14 protein-coding genes are annotated in these 16834 nt (G+C 62.8%); 11 read left to right on the top strand and 3 right to left on the bottom strand.

Translation table 11 applies throughout. The features are described from left to right. The first annotated feature begins 6 nt into the window (after positions 1 to 6). Positions 7 to 1179: a DUF1501 domain-containing protein gene (locus ATY77_RS12915; RefSeq protein ID WP_088687641.1), complete on the top strand. Its 1173-nt coding sequence runs from the start codon at positions 7 to 9 to the stop codon at positions 1177 to 1179. 346 nt (positions 1180 to 1525) lie between these two features. On the opposite strand, the gene ATY77_RS12910 is transcribed toward ATY77_RS12915, so the two are convergent. Together ATY77_RS12910 and ATY77_RS12905 are read right to left on the bottom strand one after the other, a co-directional pair. Next, entirely contained in the window at positions 1526 to 2113 is a 588-nt protein-coding gene (locus ATY77_RS12910) for a hypothetical protein (protein WP_088687640.1), read from the bottom strand. 25 nt (positions 2114 to 2138) lie between these two features. Further along, complete coding sequence (locus ATY77_RS12905; RefSeq protein WP_088687639.1) at positions 2139 to 2525, bottom strand: acyl-CoA thioesterase; 387 nt, start codon at positions 2523 to 2525, stop codon at positions 2139 to 2141. Positions 2526 to 3184: 659 nt separating this feature from the next. Here ATY77_RS12905 and ATY77_RS12895 point away from each other — a divergent pair. The 7 genes from ATY77_RS12895 to ATY77_RS12865 all read left to right on the top strand — a co-directional run bounded on the left by ATY77_RS12895 (position 3185) and on the right by ATY77_RS12865 (position 13025). Next, positions 3185 to 5005: a methyl-accepting chemotaxis protein gene (locus tag ATY77_RS12895; RefSeq protein ID WP_088687637.1), complete on the top strand. Its 1821-nt coding sequence runs from the start codon at positions 3185 to 3187 to the stop codon at positions 5003 to 5005. Between the two features lie 210 nt (positions 5006 to 5215). Then, positions 5216 to 7783 carry an AMP-binding protein gene (locus tag ATY77_RS12890; protein WP_245314327.1) on the top strand — a complete coding sequence of 856 codons (2568 nt, stop codon included), beginning with the start codon at positions 5216 to 5218 and terminating at the stop codon, positions 7781 to 7783. Positions 7784 to 8044: 261 nt separating this feature from the next. Further along, complete coding sequence (locus ATY77_RS12885; protein WP_088687635.1) at positions 8045 to 9343, top strand: extensin family protein; 1299 nt, start codon at positions 8045 to 8047, stop codon at positions 9341 to 9343. Between the two features lie 166 nt (positions 9344 to 9509). Further along, complete coding sequence (locus ATY77_RS12880) at positions 9510 to 9857, top strand: hypothetical protein (RefSeq protein ID WP_008535048.1); 348 nt, start codon at positions 9510 to 9512, stop codon at positions 9855 to 9857. 244 nt (positions 9858 to 10101) lie between these two features. Next, positions 10102 to 12030: a hypothetical protein gene (locus tag ATY77_RS12875; RefSeq protein WP_088687634.1), complete on the top strand. Its 1929-nt coding sequence runs from the start codon at positions 10102 to 10104 to the stop codon at positions 12028 to 12030. A 26-nt stretch (positions 12031 to 12056) separates the two neighbouring features. Continuing rightward, positions 12057 to 12275 (top strand): hypothetical protein, encoded by a 219-nt coding sequence (locus ATY77_RS12870; protein WP_088687633.1) that lies wholly within the window; start codon positions 12057 to 12059, stop codon positions 12273 to 12275. A gap of 141 nt (positions 12276 to 12416) precedes the next feature. After that, positions 12417 to 13025: a hypothetical protein gene (locus ATY77_RS12865; protein WP_088687632.1), complete on the top strand. Its 609-nt coding sequence runs from the start codon at positions 12417 to 12419 to the stop codon at positions 13023 to 13025. Between the two features lie 9 nt (positions 13026 to 13034). Here the strand turns inward: ATY77_RS12865 and ATY77_RS12860 are convergent, their stop codons facing one another. After that, positions 13035 to 13673 carry a TetR/AcrR family transcriptional regulator gene (locus tag ATY77_RS12860; RefSeq protein ID WP_088687631.1) on the bottom strand — a complete coding sequence of 213 codons (639 nt, stop codon included), beginning with the start codon at positions 13671 to 13673 and terminating at the stop codon, positions 13035 to 13037. Between the two features lie 142 nt (positions 13674 to 13815). Between ATY77_RS12860 and ATY77_RS12855 the strand changes: the two genes are divergently transcribed. From ATY77_RS12855 to ATY77_RS12845, 3 genes are all read left to right on the top strand, one after another. After that, a complete protein-coding gene (locus ATY77_RS12855; RefSeq protein WP_088687630.1) occupies positions 13816 to 15012 on the top strand; it encodes a TCR/Tet family MFS transporter in 1197 nt (398 codons plus the stop codon). 141 nt (positions 15013 to 15153) lie between these two features. Continuing rightward, complete coding sequence (locus ATY77_RS12850; RefSeq protein WP_088687629.1) at positions 15154 to 15549, top strand: Ohr family peroxiredoxin; 396 nt, start codon at positions 15154 to 15156, stop codon at positions 15547 to 15549. Positions 15550 to 15642: 93 nt separating this feature from the next. Further along, on the top strand, positions 15643 to 16689 hold the full coding sequence (locus ATY77_RS12845) for a DUF3095 family protein (RefSeq protein ID WP_088687628.1): 1047 nt from the start codon (positions 15643 to 15645) through the stop codon (positions 16687 to 16689). Positions 16690 to 16834: the final 145 nt, after the last annotated feature.

The following is a 16834-nucleotide window of genomic DNA, read 5'->3' as shown; positions in this document are numbered from 1 at the left end:
GCCGTCATGAACCAGATCTCGCTTTCCCGCCGCGGCTTTCTGACCTCGGCCTGCTGTCTTGCCGCCGCGCCGATCTTCACGCCGGTCACCTTCGCGGCGATGCCTGGCGACAAGCGCTTCGTCACCATCGTGCTGCGCGGCGCGATGGACGGGCTGGATCTGGTGCAGCCCTATGGCGATGCCGGCTTTGCCGCGCTTCGGCCGACGCTGGCGCTGACGCCCGCGACCGGGCTGCTCGATCTCGACGGGCATTTCGGGCTCAATCCCGCCGCCGCTGATCTGATGCCGCTGTGGAAGAGCAAGGAGTTCGCCTTCGTGCATGCGGTGTCGACGCCTTATCGCGACCAGCGAAGCCATTTCGACGGGCAGGACATGCTGGAATCCGGCGGCGAGCATGTCGCCGAGGAAAAGACCGGCTGGCTGAACCGGGCGCTCGCCGTCATTCCGCGCTCGGATGCGCGCAAGGCGATCGACGTCAACACCTCGACGGAGCTGATCCTTTCCGGGCCCAACGAAGTCGATGTCTGGGCGTCGGATTCCAATTTGGCGCCGGCGCGCGACGAGATGCAATTCCTGGCGCGGCTCTATGCCGGCGATCCGCCCTTTGCCGCAGCACTTGCCGAGGCGACGCGGGCCGACACCGCCTCGATGATGGTCGAGCCGGACGGCCAGCGCGGCGCGAAGGTGGCCGACGTGGCAGCGCTCGCGGCCAATATGCTGAAGGGCGATTACCGCATCGCCAGCTTCTCGATATCGGGCTGGGACACGCATATCGGCCAGGCCGGCCAATTCAAGCGGCCGGCGCAGGATCTGGCGCAGGCGGTCAATACGCTGAAGACGACGCTCGGGCCGGAAATCTGGGCAAAGACCGTGGTGCTCGCCATGACCGAATTCGGCCGCACCGTCCGCCAGAACGGCTCCGCCGGCACCGACCACGGCACCGGCGGCTGCGCGCTGCTGGCAGGCGGCGCGATCAACGGCGGCCGCATCCTCGGCAAGTGGCCGGGCCTCGGCGATGGCCAGCTGCTTGACGACCGCGATCTGATGCCGACGGCCGATGTGCGGGAGCTGGCTGCGGCGATGCTCTACCGGCAGTTCGATGTCGGGATGGAGGATCTGACGGGGAAGATTTTTCCGGGGTTGGCGTTTGACAAGGCGTCGCAGTTTTTGAAGGTGTGAGTGGCAGCGATTTTCTTGCTCTTCTCAGGGACAGGCACTGTGCGGAGCGGCGGGGCGGCACGGCACACCGACCAGCCCTCATGGTGAGGAGGCCCGAAGGGCCGTCTCGAACCACGGGGGCGGGTGGCTTGGCGCCACGCCAGCCCTGGCATTTGGCGAAGCGGGTGGCCAGCCTCGTCCTTCGAGGCCCCTGCGGGGCGCCTCAGGATGAGGCTGGAGAGAGGTCGCGGGCTTGAGGCGCAGGTTTGTGGAGCAAGGCGCTGCCAGGCCCTTCGCTCGGGCTCAGGGCGTTCGGCCCTGCAATCGATTCACAGGATCGATCGCTCCCGCTTCGCGGGATCGGGCCTCACTCCAATACATCATAGAGCCGGAAGATGAAGCTCACCTGGTAGAGCAGGTTGGCGAGGACGAAGGTGGCGTGGAAGCGGCGGTTCGGGGTCCAGGCGGCGATGGCGCAGAGCAGGATGTAGATGATGTTGCGGGCGGGATATTCCCAGCCGAGCGATAGGATGCGCTCCGGTCCCTTGATCGCGGTGTCGAGAATGTCGACGGCATAGATCAGGGCGAGGATGCCGAAGAACCATTTGCGCCGGGAAATGAAATATTCCTCGTAGCCGCCATATTCGTCGAGACTTGCGGGAAAGAGCAAGGCGCAGAGCAGGAAGAACAGGCTGCAGAAGCAGATGAGGAAGAGGTAGATGCCGAAGCCGATGACGGGCACGGCCTGCAGGCGGTATTCCCACCACCAGATATGGATGATGAAGAGGAACAGGGAAAGCGCCCAGCCGAGATGGATGGGATAGACCTTCGCCTTGGCGGGATGCTGGACGATGCCGGCAACGCCGGTGAGGAGCCTCGCAAGCGAGAGGCTGATGACCATGCCCATCACCACCTTGATGTGAAGGAAGACCTCCGGCGAGCTGACCGTTTCCATCCCTGTCCCTCGGGTTTCGAGCGTCTCACTCGGCGGGGACAACCTTCGGCTTACCCTCTTCGTCGAGTGCCACCATGATGAAGGTGCCGGCGGTGACCTTTTCCATCTTGGCGTAGCGCGAGCGATGCGCCCAGGCTTCGACGATCAGCGTGATCGAGGTGCGGCCGACGCGCTCGACATCGGTGTAGACCGACAGCGTATCGCCGATCTTGACCGGCAGTTCGAAGGCCATTTCCTTGACGGCGGCGGTGACGACGCGGCCCTTGGCGCGCTCGGCGGCGCGGATGCCGGATGCAAGGTCCATCTGCGCCATGACCCAACCGCCGAAGATATCGCCGGCAGGATTGGCATCTCCCGGCATGGCGAGCGTGCGCAGCGTCAGTTCGCCTCTCGGCTTGGCGGCATCGGTCATCAAGGGCTCTCCAGTTGGTGCGGGGCGATTCACGGCAAATACCCTAGTGCATGATGACGAGACGTGTCAGTGGTTTTTCGAAGTCACGTCGTCACGTCCAGTTCGGTGGGGTGCCAGGTTATAGACCAAGCGCAGCGGTCAAAATTGTCTTTGACTTTTTAAGGGGCACAAAGCCAGGTTCGCGAGGTCAAGGTGATACGGGGTGATGATGCTCTCAGACATAGTCGGCTACATACTTCTCTTCGGAACCGCAGTTGGGGTGGTTGTGTTTTGTCTTCGCGCCATCTGGACAGGCCATTTGCCGATGAAGAGTTATTTCGGGTCACCCCCGGATTTGTACCGGAGTGAACGTCCGATTCAATTCTGGTTCGTCACAGGAATGTACTTATTCGGGACCTTCGCTGCATGTGTAGTCCTGCTAAGGCACATATTCGGCATCTGAAATAAGGGTATGCCTTCGAAAACATCAGAGCCAGCGTGATAGCATAGACGCAAGATAATTGCCGATGTTCATGTTTCGCGCGTTTTCAGCTGGCTGTATTTTTGCACTCTGTGCCTCCCCTTACGTTAGTTAAGTGAATTCTAAATAAGCTTTACGCTCCAGTAATTCCGGTCGTGCAGTATGGCGCCGATATCTCATAAGAATCGCCGGGAACCTCATGCGTAACATCAAGATTTCCACCCGCCTTTATTGCCTCGTCGGCTTCACGCTTGCCGTGCTCACGGCGACGATGGTCTTCTTTCTGAACTATTCCTACTCCGAGCTGGAAGCGGAGCGGAAGGCGGGGCTGGCGCAGCTCGATGCGACGGCGCTCGGCATCTTCGACAAATATTACAAGATGGAGCAGGCGGGCACGATGACCCGCGAGCAGGCGCAGACGGCCGCCAAGGACGTGATCGGCGCGATGCGCTACGGCGCCGATGGCTATTTCTGGATCAACGACATGCATCCCAAGATGGTGATGCACCCGATCAAGCCGGCGTTGAACGGTACCGATATCTCGCAGATGAAGGATCCGAACGGCAAGTTCCTGTTCGTCGAGTTCGTCAACAAGGTGAAAAAGGACGGCAAGGGCTTCGTCGATTATTACTGGCCGAAGCCGGGCGCCGATGAGCCGGTGCTGAAATATTCCTATGTCGCCGGCTTCGAGCCCTGGGGCTGGATCGTCGGCACCGGCGTCTATGGCGACGACCTTGCCGCGCTCTATCGCCAGAATGCGATGTGGGCCGGCGTGGTTTGCCTGATCGGCGCGCTGGCGACGATCGCGATCGCCTTCGCCATCGTGCGCAGCGTGACGACGCCGATCGCGCGGCTGAAGACGGCGATGAATGCGATCGCCGCTGAAGAAGCATCGGTGGAGATTGCCGGCAGCGAGTGCCGAGACGAAGTGGGCCAGATGGCCAAGGTGCTGCTGGTGCTGCGCGATTCCGTCGACGAACGCAGCGCGCTGCGCGGCCGGGAAGACGAGCGGCAGCGGCAGATCGAGGAAGAGCGCCGCGGCAACGAGGCGAGCCTGCGTTCGGCTTCCGAACGCCAGACCCAAGCGATGCAGGCGCTCGGCGTCGGCCTGGAGAAGCTCGCAGGCGGCGACCTGACGGTTTCGATCGGCGATATCGGCGAGGACTACGCCAAGCTCAGGGGCGATTTCAACGCCGCGGTCGATGCGCTGAACGGCGTCATCCATGCGATCGCCGAATCGAGCCGCGTCGTCAACGACAGCGCGTCCGATATCAGCGAGGCGACCGGCAATCTGTCGAAGCGCACGGAACAGCAGGCGGCGGCGCTCGAAGAGACGGCAGCCGCGCTCGACGAGATCACCGCGACGGTCAAGACCGCATCCGAGCGGGCGAACGAGGCGCGCGAGATGGTGGCCGAGACCAAGGCGAGCGCCGGGCGCTCCGGCGATATCGTCCGCAACGCCGTGACCGCGATGGGCCGGATCGAGGAATCCTCGAGCCGCATCAACCAGATCATCTCGGTCATCGACGAGATCGCCTTCCAGACCAACCTTCTGGCGCTGAACGCCGGCGTCGAGGCGGCGCGGGCAGGCGAGGCGGGCCGCGGCTTTGCCGTCGTCGCCCAGGAAGTGCGCGAACTGGCGCAGCGTTCCGCCAATGCAGCCAAGGAGATCAAGACACTGATCAGCAGTTCGGCGACGGAAGTCGAGGGCGGGGTCGCGCTGGTGCGCTCGACGGGTGACGCGCTGCTGGAGATCGAGGCGCTGGTCAATCAGGTCAACGATCACGTCGCCTCGATCGCGACGGCGGCGCGCGAGCAGGCGACCGGCCTGAACGAGATCAACAGCTCCGTCAATCACATGGACCAGATGACGCAGCAGAATGCGGCGATGGTCGAGGAGACGACGGCGGCAAGCCGCACGCTCGCCGACGAAAGCACGCAGCTGAAGTCGCTGCTCGCAAACTTCCGCCTGCGCGAGGCGGGGCGGCAGGCCGAGGCCAGATACACACGGGCCGCGTGACGATCTGCACCCAATCGTGATGCCCGGAGAAGAGCCGTCTCGACGGCTCTTTTTCGTTTCTTGCGGATGACGGGCTGATTTTGCTCGTCTCGACTGTTTCATGGCTCTCGGGCGAGCGACATAATTTGTTGACTTTGACATTCAAGGATTATAGGCGCCTCGCTATTTCCGATCGTTCTCAAGTTTTACCTTATGACCGCAGTCGACCTCATGTCCGTGATCGCTCGCGCAGAAGAGCGGCCGGCGCTTCTGTTTGCCAATGGACATGCGCTTTCCTATGCGGAGCTCGACAGCCGGATGCAGCGTTTTGCCGATCGGCTGGGCGGTGGAAAGCGGCTCGTGGCAATTGCGGCCGATCTCTCGGAGCATGTGATCGTCGCCTATCTCGGCGCGCTGCGGGCCGGGCATGCGGTCGCAATGCTGCCGCCCTGCGATGAGCGACTCTGGGATGATTTCCGAGACGCCTTCCAGCCGGATTTCACCTATCGGCAAGTGGATCAGCGGTGGCGTCTCGTTGCGGAAACTAAGCCGGATGCCGTCGGGCAGCCGCTGCATCCCGACCTTGCATTGCTGCTGATGACATCCGGCACGTCGGGCGCGGCAAAGGCGGTGCGCCTGTCTTGTGCCAATCTCGATTCCAATGCGCGGGCGATTGCAGACTATCTGAAGCTCTCGCCAAGCGACCGCACCGCGCTTGTGCTGCCGCTTCACTATTCCTACGGCCTGTCGGTCCTTCACTCGCATCTGGTCGCCGGAGGCAGCATTTTCCTTCCCGGCATGTCGGTGATGGACAGCGCATTCGCGAGGGCCATCGGTGAGAGCGGCTGCACCAATCTTTCCGGCGTTCCCTATTCCTACGAGCTCATGGAAAAAGCGGGCTTCCGCTCGGCAATGCCGGATGGCCTGCGCTTCATGACGGTTGCGGGCGGGCGGCTTGGTCCCGATCTCATCCGCCTCTACCGCGACCATATGCATGCAAGCGGAGGCCAGTTCTTCGTCATGTACGGGCAGACCGAGGCGACGGCTCGCATCGCCTTCATTCCGCCGGACTGTCTGTCCGACAATGAGGAGCGCATCGGCATCGCGATTCCAGGCGGCTCCCTCGATCTCGTCGACGACGAGGGAAGGCGCGTTGTCGACGCCGGTGTTACGGGGGAGCTGGTCTATCGCGGCCCGAATGTGATGATGGGCTATGGCGAGCGGCGCGCCGATCTTGCGCGCGGGGCCGAGGTCCATGAACTGAGAACCGGCGATATCGGCATGCGCTGTGAAGGCGGTCTTTTCCGCATTGTCGGGCGCAAGGCCCGCTTCGCCAAGATCGCCGGCCTCAGGATCGGCTTCGACATCATGGAGCAGGCGCTGGCGCGCCACGACATTGCTGCGGCGGTGCTGGGCGACGATGCGAGGCTCCAGGTCTACGTCGACGATGCGGCGCTGGCTGAAACGGCGAGGCACATCCTTGTCGAAGCCAGCCGGCTTCCGGCCAATCTCATCTCCGTGTCCGTCCGACAAAACCTTCCCCGGCTTGGCTCGGGCAAGATCGATTACGCCAGGCTTGCCGAAGAGATGCTGGAAACCCGCTCCCGGCGCCAGTCCGAGGCGCATAGCCTTATCGAGGCCTTCGCCGCGGTTTTCTACCCGGTTCCCGTCGGGCGCAATGACAGTTTCGTCTCGCTCGGCGGCGATTCCCTTCGCTTCCTGCAGTTGACCTTGGAGCTCGACCGGCTCTGCCTCGTCCTGCCCGAAGGCTGGGAGCGTATGCGGCTTGCGGAGCTCGGCGCGCGTCCGGAAATATCGCGGCCTCCGGCGAGAGGCGAGGCGGCGCCCGTGCCGTCCGATCTGTTGCTGCGGGCGTTCGCCATAATGATGGTGGTCATCCATCATCAGATGCTGTGGCCCATTCCAGGCGGATCAGGCGTCATGATGCTGCTCGTCGGTTTCAGCCTGGCGCGCTTCCAGTCCGCGCACCTTCTGGCCGGCAGATTCCACCACATGCTGCGGTCGGCGGGAAACGTCCTCATCCCTTATTTTCTGATCGTCGCGGCTTACGCATTCGTCTGGCGGACGATGCCCTGGGCTTCGCTGACGCTCACCGGCAATTTCGGCTATGCAGAGCCGGAGCGTCACGAAATGATTCCCTACCTCTATTGGTTCATCGAGGCCTATGCGCAGACGTTGCTCGTCTTTTCGCTGATCTTCGCATTGCCTGTCGCGCGCAGCCTCGCGGCGAAGCGGCTTTTTGCTTTCTCGCTTGCACTCTTGGGGCTCGCGATCGCTGCGCGCTTTTCGATGCCGCTCCTCGTCGGTCAGGGCAAGCGGCAGATATTCACGCTCTATTGGGTATTCCATATTTGCGTTTTCGGCTGGTGCGCCGGCCTCGCCGACACTCGTGAGAAGAAGCTTGCCGTTACCGGCATGGCGATCGCGATGCTGGGTTATCTGGGCTTCGGCGAGTCCCTTTGGATCGGCACGACGATGAAATATATGAGCATCCTGGCCGCGCTCCTCGTCCTGCTCTACAAGCCGCATCTTCGCCTGCCTGCTGCTTTGAGCCGATTTGTCACGGTCATCGCCGCATCCGCTTTTCCGATCTATCTCCTGCATCGTTTCGTACCGGAGCTGTTGATGACGCCGGCATTCGATGGGCTTGCCTCACCGGCCTTCGATATCGTCGCGATCGCAGGCGGTATTGCTGTCGGGGTCTCGGCCAATAGAGCAATATCCCGACTCGGAAGCCTGTCCTGGATTCTGACGGCGCGGCGTTGGCTGGCGGCCTGATCGGGCGGCCTCGTCTGTTGCTGAGCCACCGGTAATTCAAAGAATGCGGCGTCTTCGCCGCATCGGGATCATTCATTCCTTATCCCGTGCTTGCGCCGAGTCAAAGTTGCATCTGGCGCCGATCCCGGAGCCGCGAGAGCGGCTTTTTTCGTTTCCGTCGCCTTCAGATTGTGCCGGTAAGTTTTCATTCACCGTTTTTAATTAAAATTGGACCGAGTTTTTTCGGTCACTGCACTGCCGGCCTGCGGAAGCGATAAGAGTATGGCGTTTGTTTCCTTTCCTCGGCGTTCCCTTTTGCCCGTGCTGCTTTCGGTGGCGCTGACGACCTGTTCGATCAGCGACGGGCTGGTGCCGCCTGCCAATGTCGACAGCGGCACAAGGGTCAGTTCGATCTCGCCGGCGCGGGGCGCGGCGCGTATGGCGCCGGCGGTGCGCATGGCGCCTGTGGAGAGCCAAGCCTCCTATCCCGTTTCCAGCGCGCCTGTCGGCAATAGCCAGAGTTCCGTCGATTATCTCGATACGCCGAACCTTGCCGGCACCGGTCATGCCGCGCGGTCTGCGCCGGCACGCGGAAACAGGCTGCCGATGATCGACAGCGACGAGGCGATGGCGGCAGGCCAGCAGACCGGGAACTGGGGCGGCACGCAGAACCTTGCGATCCCCTCCGGCGGCGTCAACATGGATGACGAGCTCGGGGCCGAGCCGGTCGTCGGCCTGGCGCAGGAGCAACAGCAGCAGATCGCCGAGGGCAATGCCACCCAGCCCGTCGTCGACGGCATCGGCACTGACAGTCCGACCCAGCTGAACCAGCCAGAGCGGCAGATCGTGCCGCAGCCGGCAGCGCAAGCGCAGATGAGCCGGGCGCCGACCTGGAACGACGGCAGCCCTGTCGTGGCGCCGACCCGCGTTCCCGAAGAGGACGAGGCCGAGGAAGTCGCGATGCTGCGGCCGAACAACCCGATGATGAGCGAGCCGGCCGCACCGGTCGACCCCAGCGTCATGCCAGCCTCCGAGCTTGCCTGCCGGCGCGAGCTGAAGCGCATGGGCGTGATCTTCGACGAGAAACCGCCGATCTCGCAGGGGCCGGCCTGCCAGGTGCCCTATCCAGTGTCGCTGAAGGGGCTTTCCGGCAATATCGGCGTGAAGCCGGCGGTGACGCTGAACTGCCAGGTGACGCTCGCCTTCGCCAAATGGGTGAAGAACGAGCTGGCGCCATCGGCCCGCTACCGCTACTGGAGCGGCATCCGGACCATCCAGCCGCTCGGCGGCTATTCCTGCCGTCGCATGAACAACAGCCGGCAACGCTACAATCCGATGTCGGAACATGCCCGCGGCAACGCCATCGATGTCGGCAAGTTCGTGCTGAAGAACGGCCATGCGATCGACGTGCGCAAGAAGGGCCTGTTCTCCTTCCGCGAAGGCCGGCTGCTGAAGGCCGTGCGCAGCGACAGCTGCCGCTATTTCAACACCGTGCTCGGGCCGGGCAGCAACCCGGAACATTGGAACCACTTCCACTTCGACCTGCGCTCCCGCAAGAGCGGCAGGGTCTATTGCAACTGACCGGGGTTGCCGGAGCGATCCGGCCAGGCCTTTGAAAAAGGGTTCATCCCGGCGGCCGGGCGCGCTATAGAAGGGCGAGGCGGATTGCCGTTAACGGGTTTTTACGCGTGTCGTTATCGCAAAACCGCACACACTTTTGCGCGACACGCTTTGGCGAGTTTGATCCATGAGCTATGAATTCCACGTCGGCCAGAAGGTCGTCTGCATCAACGATACGTTCAAGCATGTCAGCATCGATCAGCTCATCCGCAAGGGCGAGATCTACACGATCCGCTGGGTGGGCGAATATACGCACTATGTCGACGGCACCTTTATCGGCGTGAAGCTTGCGGAAATCCATCGCGGCAATGATGACGGGCCGGAAGGCTATGGTGCGGCCGACATGCCCTATCGCGCGACGCGCTTCCGGCCGCTGGTCAAGGACAAGATCGCCTCCCTGCGCAAGCTTCTGGCGCCGACGCCGGATGCGCCTGTCGAACCCAAGGAAAAGACCAGGAAGAAAGAAAAGGTCTGAGGATCGCTCCGCGGCTGCGGCCGGCAAGGCGCGCCGGCGCAGGTAAAACCGGCTGCGAATGCATCCGGAAATTCATTGGATCGGTGTAAAAACATAAGCAAAGTTTGCGCGGCACAAGCGTGTTGAATTTCCCCGGAGGTTCAGACAGAGTGCCGGCCGGTTAGACTTGGCGCCTCCTCTTGTTGCGTATCGCACATTCCTGTTTGACGCGAACTACATCCCCGTGTGGTGACTTAGACGCAAAATGACTTTCGTTCTGAAGACTTTCGGCAGCTTGCAGCTCGTTGACCGGAGCGGAAATCCGGTTGCCTTTCCCGAGAAGGGGCTTCTGCTTCTCGCCTATCTGTTCACCGCCGATCAAGGCTCGGCGGACCGCTCGACCTTGGCCCGTTTCCTCTGGGGCGAGGCCGACAAGGGTGTCGCGCTTTCGACGTTGCGAAAGGTGATTTCGCGGATCAATGCCCGCCAGACCGAGCTCGGCGTGAACCTGCTCTCGCTGCAGGCCAATCTGGTTTCCTTGAACCGGGACTCCCTGTCTTCGGATCTGTTGCAGCCTGGCCAGGCGGAGGATGGCGAGCCGCTCGTCCGGCTGGAGCATGTCGTGAAGCTGATGAACCAGCCCTTTCTCGGGCCGGTCAACTGCCATAGCCGCGAGTTTCAGCGGTGGCTGGCGGAACGCGAAAGCTGCCATGTCGAGATTCTTGGAAACACGCTGAGGGCTGCTTCCGGGCTGGCGCGGTCGCGAAAGGAAACCGAACTCCTGAGGAGGGCTGCGGTCATCCTGTTTCGCACCGAACCGAAGGATCCGGATACGTTGCAGATGCTCATACCGATCTTCCAGGCGGAGGATGAGGTCGAGCACCTTCGCGATCATTTCGAGAAGCGGCAGAATTCCATTCTGCGGGGGATCGCCGTGCTCGACGGCGCAAATGGCGGTGACGATAGCTCTTCCCGTCCCGCGCCGGCGACTGCCAAAGGACAGGAAGCCGCTCTTTCCCTGGAGGCCGAGAGGATCCGGCTCGAAATTCCGCGCCTGGTGCTGCTTCCTCCGAAAAGCCAGTCGATCCGGCCCGAGGCCGGGTTTCTCGCGGCGTCGCTGGTGGAGGACATCACCATCGGTTTCTGCGCCTTCAACAGCCTGCAGGTCATAGCGCCCTATTCGGCGGTCCAGATCGGCCATCACACCGAGACGCAGAAGGCCTTCTTCGAGCGCCAGCGGGTGAACTACATCCTCGATACCAGGATCAGCAATGCGGGCGACGAGGTGACCTTGTTCGCCCAGCTGATCTTTTTCGACCAGAACCAGATCGTCTGGGCCGAAAGATTCAGTCTCGATCACATGGAGCTGCTGAAGGACAGGCGAGCCGTCGCCCGGCAGATCGCGCTTTCGGTGTCGAGCGAAATCGAACGCCATGAAGCGTTGCGCGAGGATTTGAATCCGGTCGCCTATCATCGCTATCTCGTCGGCAGGCGGCATCTGGCGCGGCTGACCCTTCCGAATCTGAGGCGGGCGCGCAAGGAAATGAAGGCCGCGCTCAGCGTCAGCCCCGATTTCGCGCCGGCGCTGAGTTCGATGGCGCGGACCTATTCGAAGGAATGGCTGCTGACCGCGCGCGGCGATATCGAATTGCTGAAGACGGCGGAAACCTCGTCGCGGCAGGCGATCGAGAAACGGTCCGACTTCGCCGACGGCTATCGCGAATTCGGCGTGGCCAAGCTGCTGCAAGGCGCCTTCGACGACAGCGCCGAGGCGATGGAGGTGGCGGAAAACCTTGCTCCGCATTATGCCGACGTGATCGCCGACTATGCGGATACTTTGGTTCATTGCTCGCTTCCGGCCATGGCGCTCAGGAAAATCGAGCGGGCGATCGAGCTGAATCCGCTTGCCCCGGACACCTATTTCTGGACTGCGGCGGGCGCGAACTACGCCCTTGGCGAATTCGAATCTTCACTGGATTACATCGGGCAGATGGCGGATCCCAGCCTGGCGGACAGGCTGTCGGCCGCAAGCTGCGCGATGCTGGGCCGGCAGGACAAGGCGCGGGTGTTCGTGCGCAGGTTTCGCGAAGCCAATCCGGACTTCGATGTGGATAAGTGGCTGTCGGCAGTTCCGAGTAAAGAGCAATGGCATAAGGATCTTTATCGCGAAGGTCTGAAGAAAGCTGGATTTTAAGTATCAATCACTGGAAGGGGCAAAGCATGGCAAGAGTTGTAGTCATCAGTATTGAAGGCGAAGACGATCTTTGGGTGGCGGATCTCGACGCCAAGACCGTGCAGCCTCTCGCGGCGCCGAAATCCGGCGGACTGCAGGCGGTCGCCGATCTTCGCGCCACCGGCGCAGTCGTGACCAAGGGCGTCAATGTCGCCGTGGTCGTGAAGTCGGCGGAGGCAGCGCTTTCGGGTCATTACGACGGTTAAGGCGTAGGCCCGGAGGTTTGCGTCGACGGCACCGGCAAAGGGCCCTCTGTCGGCTCGCATCTTGGCTGATGCCGATGCGGCAATTGTGCCGCTATCCGGCCTGTGCGACAGTCGTCGGCGTGACATGCCGAGGAGGGGCCGGTGCGGAGGATTTCGACAATTCTGGCGTTTTGCGCCGCTCTGGTCATGCCTATCGCGGCAGCGGCTGATCCGCTCGTTTTCACCTATCATGGATGGCAGGTCGATCTCAGCAATGCCAGGGGCGCCGAGCCCGACAAGGAGATGGTCGCGGCCGTCAAACGGCAGCTCGACATCGTCGAGCATGTCGATCTGAAGCCTGATGTTCTCGTCTTCATGCGGACGATCCCGATCTGGGCGAACCCTGCGGCTGCCGCTTTCGGCCCCGGCCATTACAGCAGCAAGACCGGCATCGACCTGCGCGTCAGGAGCCTCGACCCGGACAAGCCGATCATCCTGCACGAGCTTCTGCACGCCTATCACGACAGGATGCTTCCCGGCGGATTCGGCAATGGCGATGTCAGGCAATTCTTCAGCAATGGCCGGGGGCTCTGGCCGGGCGATTCCTACATGATGAGCAACGACCGGGAATTCTTCGCGGTCACGGCGAGCGTCTATCTCTACGGCGATATCGATCGGCCGCCTTACTCGCGCAGCCAACTGCGGGAGAAGCAGCCGAAATATTACCAGTGGCTCGCCACGCTGTTCGACGACGGCCAGCCGCGGTCCTGAGACGCGTGTTCAGGCGTAGGGCGTGCCCGCCATCGCCGCTTTGATGCCGATGGTGCCCTGATCGACGAGGGCGAGGAAGGCGGCTTTCGCCTCCTCAGGATTGTGATTGCGCCGGAAGGTCTTGTGCGCCTCGATGAAGGCCACGCTCCATATCGAAAGCAGCATGCCGGCGGCGAGATGGGCGGCGGGATCGTCCGTTCCTCGGCCCGCGCATTCCGCCAGCCCGGCCGCGACGACGCCGGCCAGTTCGTCGCGGATCGCTCTCGCCCGTGCCTTGAGGGTGTCGCTGCGCTCGACCGTCTCGATGAAACCCTGGCTTCCAGCCGAGAATTGAACGAAAGGCGCCTGCTCCTCGACGAGGCGGTGGGCAAGCCGGCGCAGCGTTTCGATCGGCGAAACGGCGGGATCGCGCTGCCGCAAGGCCTCACGAAGGATCTCGCGGCCTTCCTCGTCGCGATCGAAGAACATGTCCTCCTTGCGGGGGAAGTGGTTGAACACCGTCATCCGCCCGACATCGGCGGCAGCGGCGATCTCATCGACCGTCACATGTTCGAAGCCGCGCTCGCGGAACAGGCGGTCGGCGGCCAAGGTGATGGCGCGTCGCGTGGCGAGGCGTTTGCGGGTTCGCAGGTCTGGCGGTGTGGACATGCCGCCATCGATAGCAGGGATCTTATACTCAGTACACATTTATCTTGACTGGTGGCCGCCTTGGCGTATTTATATACTTAGTACATATTTAATCTCAGTCTACATTTTCCGCGACGCGCGGCACGAGCCGAAGGACGCCATCATGAATAAACCCCTCATCGTCATCTTCACCGCCATCGGCCTCGATGCCGCGGGCATAGGCCTGATCTTCCCCATCCTGCCGCGGCTGCTCCAGGAGGTAACCCATGCCGGCAATGTCGCTGCCTATATCGGGATCATGACCGCGCTTTATGCGCTGATGCAGTTCGTCTTCGCGCCGGTGCTCGGCGCCTTGAGCGACAATCTCGGCAGGCGTCCCGTGCTGCTGCTTTCGCTTGGCGGGGCGGCGATCAATTATCTCGTCATGGCCATTGCGCCGCAGCTCTGGATGCTGCTGCTCGGCCGCGCCATTGCCGGCCTGACCAGCGCTAACGTCTCCGTCGCCATGGCTTACATCACCGACATCTCGGCGGAGGATAAGCGAGCCCGCCGCTTCGGCCTGTTCAACGCGACCTTCGGCATCGGCTTCATCGTCGGGCCGGTGCTCGGCGGGCTGCTCGGCGACCAGTGGCTGCGGCTGCCATTCATCGCCGCTTCCGTGCTGAATGCCTGCAATCTCCTGCTGGCCTTCTTCATTCTGCCGGAGTCCCGCGCGCCGGCGCGGGGGAAGATCGAGTTCGCCGCCCTCAATCCGCTGCGGCCGCTCCGCTGGGTTCTGTCGATGAAGGGGCTCCTGCCGGTCATCCTGGTGTTTTTCATCCTGAGCGCCACCGGCGAGGCCTATGGCACCTGCTGGGCACTGTGGGGTTTCGACACCTTTCATTGGAACGGTCTCTGGATCGGCCTGTCGCTCGGCGCATTCGGCATCTGCCAGACGCTGGTGCAGGCGCTTTTGCCCGGCCCGGCCAGCAAACGGCTGGGCGAACGCGGCGCCGTCGTCGTCGGCATCGCCTGCGCCTGCATCGCTCTCATCGCCATGGCCTTCGCCAGGGAGGGCTGGATCGTCTTCGCCATCATGCCGGTCTTTGCGCTCGCCGGCATCGGCACGCCGGCATTCCAGGCGCTCGCCACCCGGCAGGTCGATCCCGCCCGCCAGGGCGAGCTGCAGGGCGTGCTGACATCGGCCGTCAGCCTGGCGTCGATCATCGGTCCGCTGGCCTTCTCGACACTCTACTTCGCCGTCCGGCAGGCGTGGCCGGGGGCGATCTGGCTCTCCGTCGTCGCCATATACATCGTCGCGGTTCCGCCGGTGCTGTTGGGAACCCGGACTGGCCGTGCCGTGGCGCCCGTAAGCGCGTAGAGGCCAAGCCTCGGATCCGGTCGATCTAAATCGCATCCGATTAAATCGGAATGGTGTTGACATCAAATTCGGTTCGGCGTATTAATACGCATCCGATTAAATCGGACACGCTATAAATAACCGAACCGAAAGGAAATGACCATGACCGAGAAGCTTCTTTTCACTGGCAAGACCCACATCGCCGGCGGCCGCGAAGGCTATGCGCGCAGCAGCGACGGCACGCTCGACATCAAGCTGCCGCAGCCGCACCCGGCTGCCGAAAACCTGTTCGGCGCTGCCTGGTCGGCTTGCTATATCGGCGCCATCGAGCTCGCCGCCTCGCAGCGGAAGATCAAGCTGCCGGCCGGTCCCGAGGTCGATGCCGAGATCACCCTCAACGCCGATGGCGGCTCCTTCTTCCTGCGCGCACGCTTCGACGTCAGCCTTCCCGGCATCGAGCGCGGCGTCGCCGAGGAACTGATCGAGGCAGCGCACGGGATCTGCCCTTACTCCAAGGCAACGCACGGCAATATCGGCGTCGAGACCCGGCTCGTCTAACGGACGTGCCTGAAAGCGGGGGTCTGCCGATCGGCGGCAGACCCGTTTTTGAGCCAGCATCCATCGAAACGCCACCGATCCGGAGAATATGCCATGACCAGCAGCCATGCAGAGCCGCACCGGGCCTATGACGAGTTTTCGCTTTTGCTCGATCCCGATGTCTACGAGCCGTTGCCTGACGATTGGCTGATCGGGCTCACCGATGTCGTCAGCTCGACGGCGGCGATCGGGCAGGGGCGTTACGAGGACGTCAATTATGCCGGCGCCGCGATCATCGCGGCCCTCGGCAATGCCTGGGGCTCGTTCGATTTTCCCTTCGTGTTTCGCGGAGACGGGGCGGCTTTCGCGCTGCCGCCGCACGGCCTCATGGCCGCGACCTCGGCATTGCGGCAGGTCGCGAGCTTTGCCAGCACCGACCTCGACCTGACCCTGCGTGTCGGGCTGCTCACCGTGCGCGAAATCCGCGCTGCCGGGCGTGACGTGAAGATCGCCCGCTACGCCGCCTCCGAAAAGGCGACCTATGCGATGTTTGCAGGCGGCGGGCTCAAATGGGCGGAGCAGCAGATCAGGAACGGCCGCTATCTCGTCAAGCCCGGGCGCTACCCGACGCGGCCCGACCTGACCGGCCTCAGCTGTGACTGGGCGCCGTTTCCGAGCCGGCAGGGCGAGATCCTGTCGCTGCTGGTCGAACCGCGCGATCATACGAGCCCGGAGGAGTTTGCGGCGCTCGCGAAGCGCGTGCTTGCGGTTTTCGATGCCGCGCCGCGCCGGTCCTATCCGATTTCGGCGGAGAATGCGGTCCCCAGGGACGGCGCACGGGAGGTCAGCGCGACAGCCTGGCCGGAGGTCGCCTCCAATTCGGATTTCCGCAAGTTCGACGACGGTCTGCGCCTGACGCTGGACTGCACGCTCGAACAGATCGACAGCGTCGAAGCCATTCTCACGGCGGCGAGGGCGCGCGGCGAAATCGACTTCGGCCTGCATCGCCAGTCGCACGCGCTGATGACCTGCCTCGTCCCCTCCGGCCGTCCGGATTCACACCTGCACTTCCTCGACGGCATGGGCGGCGGTTATGCGAAAGCGGCGGAGATGATGGAGGAGGTAGCGCTTGCGCAGGTCGCGCGGGCGGTTGCGCTGTAGGGTGGGGTTGGCACTACCTGTCCTCCCTCACCAAGTCAGTTTATCTGGACACAGGCACCACCTTCCTCCGTCATTCCTGTGCCCGTCACAGGAATCCAGCCACCGCGCGTCGGCGCGGTGAGTGACTCTCCTGAAAGCAAGATAG

The sequence above is a fragment of the Rhizobium sp. R634 genome, assembly GCF_002211305.1.
GTDB lineage: Bacteria > Pseudomonadota > Alphaproteobacteria > Rhizobiales > Rhizobiaceae > Rhizobium.
The sequence above is the reverse complement of the archived record's forward strand: the minus strand, read 5'-3'. Positions and strand labels throughout refer to the sequence as shown.

Bases quoted from the DNA above. Each gene is read 5' to 3' on its own strand.
- ATY77_RS12875 (WP_088687634.1), top strand. From the start codon at position 10,102: ATGACTTTCGTTCTGAAGACTTTCGGCAGCTTGCAGCTCGTTGACCGG.
- ATY77_RS12850 (WP_088687629.1), top strand. From the start codon at position 15,154: ATGACCGAGAAGCTTCTTTTCACTGGCAAGACCCACATCGCCGGCGGC.
- ATY77_RS12910 (WP_088687640.1), bottom strand. From the start codon at position 2,113: ATGGAAACGGTCAGCTCGCCGGAGGTCTTCCTTCACATCAAGGTGGTG.
- ATY77_RS12880 (WP_008535048.1), top strand. From the start codon at position 9,510: ATGAGCTATGAATTCCACGTCGGCCAGAAGGTCGTCTGCATCAACGAT.
- ATY77_RS12885 (WP_088687635.1), top strand. From the start codon at position 8,045: ATGGCGTTTGTTTCCTTTCCTCGGCGTTCCCTTTTGCCCGTGCTGCTT.
- ATY77_RS12895 (WP_088687637.1), top strand. From the start codon at position 3,185: ATGCGTAACATCAAGATTTCCACCCGCCTTTATTGCCTCGTCGGCTTC.
- ATY77_RS12845 (WP_088687628.1), top strand. From the start codon at position 15,643: ATGACCAGCAGCCATGCAGAGCCGCACCGGGCCTATGACGAGTTTTCG.
- ATY77_RS12890 (WP_245314327.1), top strand. From the start codon at position 5,216: ATGTCCGTGATCGCTCGCGCAGAAGAGCGGCCGGCGCTTCTGTTTGCC.
- ATY77_RS12870 (WP_088687633.1), top strand. From the start codon at position 12,057: ATGGCAAGAGTTGTAGTCATCAGTATTGAAGGCGAAGACGATCTTTGG.
- ATY77_RS12855 (WP_088687630.1), top strand. From the start codon at position 13,816: ATGAATAAACCCCTCATCGTCATCTTCACCGCCATCGGCCTCGATGCC.
- ATY77_RS12905 (WP_088687639.1), bottom strand. From the start codon at position 2,525: ATGACCGATGCCGCCAAGCCGAGAGGCGAACTGACGCTGCGCACGCTC.
- ATY77_RS12860 (WP_088687631.1), bottom strand. From the start codon at position 13,673: ATGTCCACACCGCCAGACCTGCGAACCCGCAAACGCCTCGCCACGCGA.
- ATY77_RS12915 (WP_088687641.1), top strand. From the start codon at position 7: ATGAACCAGATCTCGCTTTCCCGCCGCGGCTTTCTGACCTCGGCCTGC.